Here is a 4,576-nt window from a genome sequence, read left to right on the forward strand (position 1 = left end):
TTGGGACAGCCTCACATTTAACAACAGAGTCATATACGTAAAGTTATTTACGAAAAAACATTTTTAAAGCAAAGGGAATAAACCCAAATAATCGGAAGGACAGGTCAGTCTTTTCTTCTCTTTTTTGTTCCCGGCGTTCTTTCCGTTCCGATTTTGGCACCTGAAAATAACGGACGAGCTGCTGTGTTATATATTTAATATAATCGTTTGTAGACATCATCAATCACCTACTAAACAGCATGCACACTTTTCACGTTTTTTATTCCCGCCTACAGCCCGTCATTAATTTACTTTTCCACCCATTCTATCATCTTGTTTAACCCAGTATGATAGTAAACTACTGCTTCTTTATGATGATTGTTTTTTGTCACAGCCGATAAGTCAATTGTTATCGTATCATCACTCCTGGTTTTTACTTTGTAATTAATGGTTCCATTTGGATACCTAATGACCGCCGATTCCTCAACTAAAATCTGATCTGTTGCAAGTCCTTTATCGAGATCAATCAATGCAAGCCTCATCAAATGATCCGCGATCAGGCGCTCTTCCACTGCCTTATAAAACGGTTTTTCTCCAATGAATCTTTCAGTAGTGAAGATAGCAATCATACACAAGGATGCTGAAAGAATCATAATCATCGGCAGCGAATAGCCTTTTTCGTTATCCATCCTGCCGGACTCCTACAAGGTTAATATAAGGAGTAATGGAGCGAGTATAAAGCTTTCCGCCTTTGTCAGTTACCTCGATAACAATTACTTTCCCTTCCTTTTTCATGGAAAGGCGAGATACATTCTGCAGGACTACGTCGTGACCGGTCCCATTTACCCTCCTGCGCAGCTTGTCTCCATACTGCTCAAATAAGACGATTTCATTATTCTTAACTGTGAGATACAGCTTATTTCCCGAAACCTTCTGGTCTGTAGAAAGATAAACCTGCCGCTTAAATTGGTTCAAAAATATTTCCCATTCCTTCGGATTAATTCCCACATCAGTCCGTAAAGAGGTATGAACATTTGTCAGCATCTGTAAAATCAATGAGGAGATTGCTAGAAATATGGACAGCGAGACAAGTAATTCAACTAAGGTAAAGCCGCTTTTATTTTGTAGAGTCACAAAGAGTTTCGATTCGTTTTGCCCCCGTTTCATAACTGACACACCCTTCTACCATCCCTGGGAATTCTGAATCCGCACGCCATGACAATGAGTAAGTCACCCCTTCCACTTCAAACATCCCGTTTGTTGCTGATAATTCACCAACACTATAAGCAGCAAGTTTTTCATAAAGTACATGATAAGCGGACGTCCTCATCTCCGTATTATGCCGGTCAAGCGTAACACTTTGTACCACAGGTACGATCGACACGGCAATAAAACAGCACATCGAGAAGGCAACAAGCATCTCAAGGAAAATATAACCCTTAGAATTATTCAATGCGAAATCGCCCGCTTCCTAGATTAAAGATAATTTTGTATAGCTTGTCATTGGTTTCAACCAGCCAAGTTCCTCCTTTTGAAATATTTCCATTGGGCGTAAAGACGACTCCTTGACCGAGCACTCCACCATTAAAAGTAATTTCTTCTGGCACTTTCCTTTCGAGGATATATTCAGCCGATGTTCCTGTATTAGCGAGATACCTGCCTTTCTTCAAATCAAATGTAAAGGTGACATATAGTTGATTGCTAATGGCGTATTCCTGACTCCTGTAAAGATCATCACTGAGCTGAATCAAAAAGAAGCTGGCATCCAGTTTTTTAACGAATGGAGGAAACATTCCGAAGCCAAGTGATGTCAACAGCATAAATACAGATAAAACAAGGAGCATTTCGACTAACGTATAGCCCCTTGATCCTAATCTTGTATTTTTACTTTCCATCGCTTGCAGCAACAACGGATACCTCTCCCTTCGCATTAATTGAAACTTCGGATTTATTTGGACAGGAAGTTTGCTTTAAATACCCTTCTGAAGCCAGCTCTGAGATACTTGTCGGCAGCACGTTTTTGTCGATTTGGTAGGCTTGAACCTGTGATTGCACCATCTTATGAAAGGTGCAGAATACACCCTCTAATAAATTCTTACTTACCTGTCACACTTTTTTACTTATTTCTAATTTTAAGAGTGTAGAGGTATGTATATTGGAGGAGTTAAAGTGAAAGTAGCAATTTACAGCAGGAAGTCCAGAGATAATGGGAATGGCAAGGAGGAAACATTATTCAATCAAAGTAGTAGTCTAAAGAGTTATGCAGAAAAAAAGGGCTATACTTATGATCTCTTTGAGGAAGTTGAATCTTCCCTAAATGAAAGACCTGAATTAACTAAAGTGCAATTAGGTATTGAGCAAGGCTTGTATAATAGAATTATAATTGTTCATGTTGATAGATTAGGAAGAAATATAAGTATTTTAAGTACCATTGCTAAACTTTGTCTGACTCATAATGTAATGATTGAAACTCCTGAAACAGTTTATGACATGAAAGATCCTAGTACAAAAATGATGTTTGGCTTTCAGAGTGTTATTGCTGAGGCTGAAATGGATAACATCAGAGATAGATTGGCTAAAGGTAAATATAATACAGTAGCTGAAAGAGGGAGACACCTTGTCTCTGTTGCTCCATTAGGGTATAGCTATGATAAGAATGATAAAAAACTTCATGTTAACCCAGATCAAGCTCCTATTGTCAGAAAAATTGTTGAGTTAGCCTTATCAGGATATTCCACAAGAATTATTGCTGAAAAAGTTAATCAATTAGGATATAAAACTGCACAAGGAAGTTTTTTCAAAGGGGATAGTATACAAAGGATTTTAAAAAGAAGAACATATTTAGGAGAAGGTTTTTATAACTCCAAAAGATTAGGAAAGTCAGCCACTGCTAAAGATTGTCATGAGCCTCTAATAACTGAGGAAGATTTTAATACAATTCAAACTTTATTAAAAAGTAGGATATGTAAGCAGAACACAAAGTCATTAGGCATTAAATCTCCTTTAAATAAGCTACTAGTCTGTGGTAAATGTGGTGGAGGGCTAACCATACAAAAAAACAATAAAGTGAGTAAGGACAAACAGAAAGACCTATCCTTTTACCAAGTTAGACCCTGTCACCATCATATTAATGAATATACTCACTGTGATAATGGAGGCATTAAAATAGGCAAGCTTGAAAAGATTGTTTTTGAGGCTATTAAAGATAAAAAGGATAGTATAAAGAAAGAGCTACAAAGATTATTAAAGAATGATGTGTCAGGTACAAAGAGCAGAATGGAATCTAACCTTCTCAACATTAAGAAAGAACTATTAAATCAGGACAATCAATTAGATAAATTACTCAACCTATATCTAAAAGAAAAAGTATCTGAGGAGGTTTATGATACAAAAAGTGCAACTATTAAAGAGGTCAAGGAAAACCTTAAATCTGAGATTGAGTTATTAGAATATCAGTTAGAAAAATTAGATGTTTCCTCTCAACTAACCAAGGTAGATAAGGTGATACACCTAATTGACAACTTCCATGAGATGGCTATAGAGGATCAACAAGCAACATTAAGATTGCTTATTGAAAAGGTTGTATTAACTAAACCAAAGGGGCAGTTAAAAAGCTCTGATACTAAAGTTGAAATACATTTCAGAGAGCTATAATGGCTCTTTTATTGTTATCTAGACATAGAAAAAGGAGTGGGACATTCCCCTACTCCTTCTTTATTTGAATCCTATCATACACATCAAGCAATTTCTTAGCCAATATCTTGCAGTCAGGTTCTCCATAAATGATTACTGTAATATTGTCCTCATTAGTGAAACTCTCAGCTACAGTTGGATTAGTATTCATATCCATAATTATCCCCAATCTATCTCATATGTCTTACAACACTAAGATTAGACAAATGGGATTAAACTGTGACAATTAGACATTTTACAAGTAGGTTTCTAAATAGTTTTCAGTAGCCTCTGTAAACAACATCCTTCTTCTATTAACTATGTTGCCAGTCCTTTTATTAATAGTAAAACAACATGCATCTCCAGTATGTATCACTAGAACTTTTATGATATATCTTTTTGCATCAATTTCAAAAAGGTTCTCTTTCTGAGAATATGTACATTGCCCTTTAAGTTCTGCATTTTTTAGAAAGCTATCTATAACTGCTTTTTGTCTCTCAATTTGAATGTTGTCAGTTTCCATATCCATAAGAAAATTATCTTTTTCTAAAACAAATTCCCCATAAAGTGCTCTTAACTGTTCCTCTTCATTACTAATATCCTCACTCACATTTTCAAACTGGTGACTAGCTTCCTCTGAATAGGGAGTATCATCAATAATATCCACTTCATCTATAACTATTTGAACTAGACTTGCTCCCTCAGGTATCTGTATATCTTTTGCAAGGGAGGCTTTAGGTTTATGGTTATCTAGCCCCTTATCATCTGATAACATCAACCCAAGAACATCCTCAGCTCTAGAAATTGCCTCAGCTAAATTCTCACCATCTGTAAAGCAGTTCTCTAAGTCAAGGAAAAGTAACAGAAAAAATACTTTCCTCAGGTATCCATTCAATTATTGAATAATATTTATATATTGTCATAT

The 4,576-nt window shown here is 36.0% G+C and carries 9 protein-coding genes; 1 reads left to right on the plus strand and 8 read right to left on the minus strand.

Annotation, left to right across the window (positions count from 1 at the left end; all coding sequences use genetic code 11):
- Nucleotides 1-43: 43 nt before the first annotated feature.
- From WYK_RS23795 to WYK_RS24835, 6 genes are all read right to left on the minus strand, one after another.
- Nucleotides 44-220, minus strand: coding sequence for a YqzE family protein (locus WYK_RS23795; protein ID WP_328286264.1), 177 nt, complete (start codon nucleotides 218-220; stop codon nucleotides 44-46).
- Nucleotides 221-287: 67 nt separating this feature from the next.
- Nucleotides 288-668, minus strand: a complete 381-nt coding sequence (comGG, locus tag WYK_RS05515) for a competence type IV pilus minor pilin ComGG (RefSeq protein ID WP_040373584.1) — start codon at nucleotides 666-668, stop codon at nucleotides 288-290.
- The gene (gene comGF, locus WYK_RS05520) at nucleotides 661-1,146 is read right to left on the minus strand and encodes a competence type IV pilus minor pilin ComGF (protein WP_081704779.1); all 486 of its coding nucleotides are present in this window, start codon (nucleotides 1,144-1,146) and stop codon (nucleotides 661-663) included. Before comGF ends, comGG begins: the two co-directional genes overlap by 8 nt.
- Nucleotides 1,097-1,432, minus strand: coding sequence for a hypothetical protein (locus WYK_RS05525; protein WP_040373585.1), 336 nt, complete (start codon nucleotides 1,430-1,432; stop codon nucleotides 1,097-1,099). Before WYK_RS05525 ends, comGF begins: the two co-directional genes overlap by 50 nt.
- Nucleotides 1,425-1,889 carry a competence type IV pilus minor pilin ComGD gene (gene comGD / locus WYK_RS05530; protein WP_161629109.1) on the minus strand — a complete coding sequence of 155 codons (465 nt, stop codon included), beginning with the start codon at nucleotides 1,887-1,889 and terminating at the stop codon, nucleotides 1,425-1,427. The genes WYK_RS05525 and comGD overlap by 8 nt, the downstream gene beginning before the upstream one ends.
- Nucleotides 1,864-2,037 (minus strand): competence type IV pilus major pilin ComGC, encoded by a 174-nt coding sequence (locus WYK_RS24835; protein WP_161629110.1) that lies wholly within the window; start codon nucleotides 2,035-2,037, stop codon nucleotides 1,864-1,866. Before WYK_RS24835 ends, comGD begins: the two co-directional genes overlap by 26 nt.
- 111 nt (nucleotides 2,038-2,148) lie before the next feature.
- Here WYK_RS24835 and WYK_RS05540 point away from each other — a divergent pair, with 111 nt between their 5' ends.
- Nucleotides 2,149-3,633, plus strand: coding sequence for a recombinase family protein (locus WYK_RS05540; protein ID WP_040373587.1), 1,485 nt, complete (start codon nucleotides 2,149-2,151; stop codon nucleotides 3,631-3,633).
- Nucleotides 3,634-3,682: 49 nt separating this feature from the next.
- Here WYK_RS05540 and WYK_RS24840 read toward each other — a convergent pair whose 3' ends face one another.
- Together WYK_RS24840 and WYK_RS25215 are read right to left on the minus strand one after the other, a co-directional pair.
- On the minus strand, nucleotides 3,683-3,829 hold the full coding sequence (locus WYK_RS24840) for a hypothetical protein (protein WP_161629111.1): 147 nt from the start codon (nucleotides 3,827-3,829) through the stop codon (nucleotides 3,683-3,685).
- 78 nt (nucleotides 3,830-3,907) lie between these two features.
- On the minus strand, nucleotides 3,908-4,426 hold the full coding sequence (locus WYK_RS25215; RefSeq protein ID WP_174391486.1) for a hypothetical protein: 519 nt from the start codon (nucleotides 4,424-4,426) through the stop codon (nucleotides 3,908-3,910).
- Between the last annotated feature and the right edge of the window lie 150 nt (nucleotides 4,427-4,576).

The organism is Peribacillus psychrosaccharolyticus ATCC 23296 (assembly GCF_000305495.1).
In the GTDB taxonomy this organism is placed as follows: Bacteria; Bacillota; Bacilli; order Bacillales; family DSM-1321; genus Peribacillus; species Peribacillus psychrosaccharolyticus.

Coding starts and splice junctions, on each gene's coding strand:
- WYK_RS23795 (WP_328286264.1), bottom strand. CDS start 220: ATGATGTCTACAAACGATTATATTAAATATATAACACAGCAGCTCGTC.
- comGG (WP_040373584.1), bottom strand. CDS start 668: ATGGATAACGAAAAAGGCTATTCGCTGCCGATGATTATGATTCTTTCA.
- comGF (WP_081704779.1), bottom strand. CDS start 1,146: ATGAAACGGGGGCAAAACGAATCGAAACTCTTTGTGACTCTACAAAAT.
- WYK_RS24835 (WP_161629110.1), bottom strand. CDS start 2,037: ATGGTGCAATCACAGGTTCAAGCCTACCAAATCGACAAAAACGTGCTG.
- WYK_RS24840 (WP_161629111.1), bottom strand. CDS start 3,829: ATGGATATGAATACTAATCCAACTGTAGCTGAGAGTTTCACTAATGAG.
- WYK_RS25215 (WP_174391486.1), bottom strand. CDS start 4,426: ATGTTATCAGATGATAAGGGGCTAGATAACCATAAACCTAAAGCCTCC.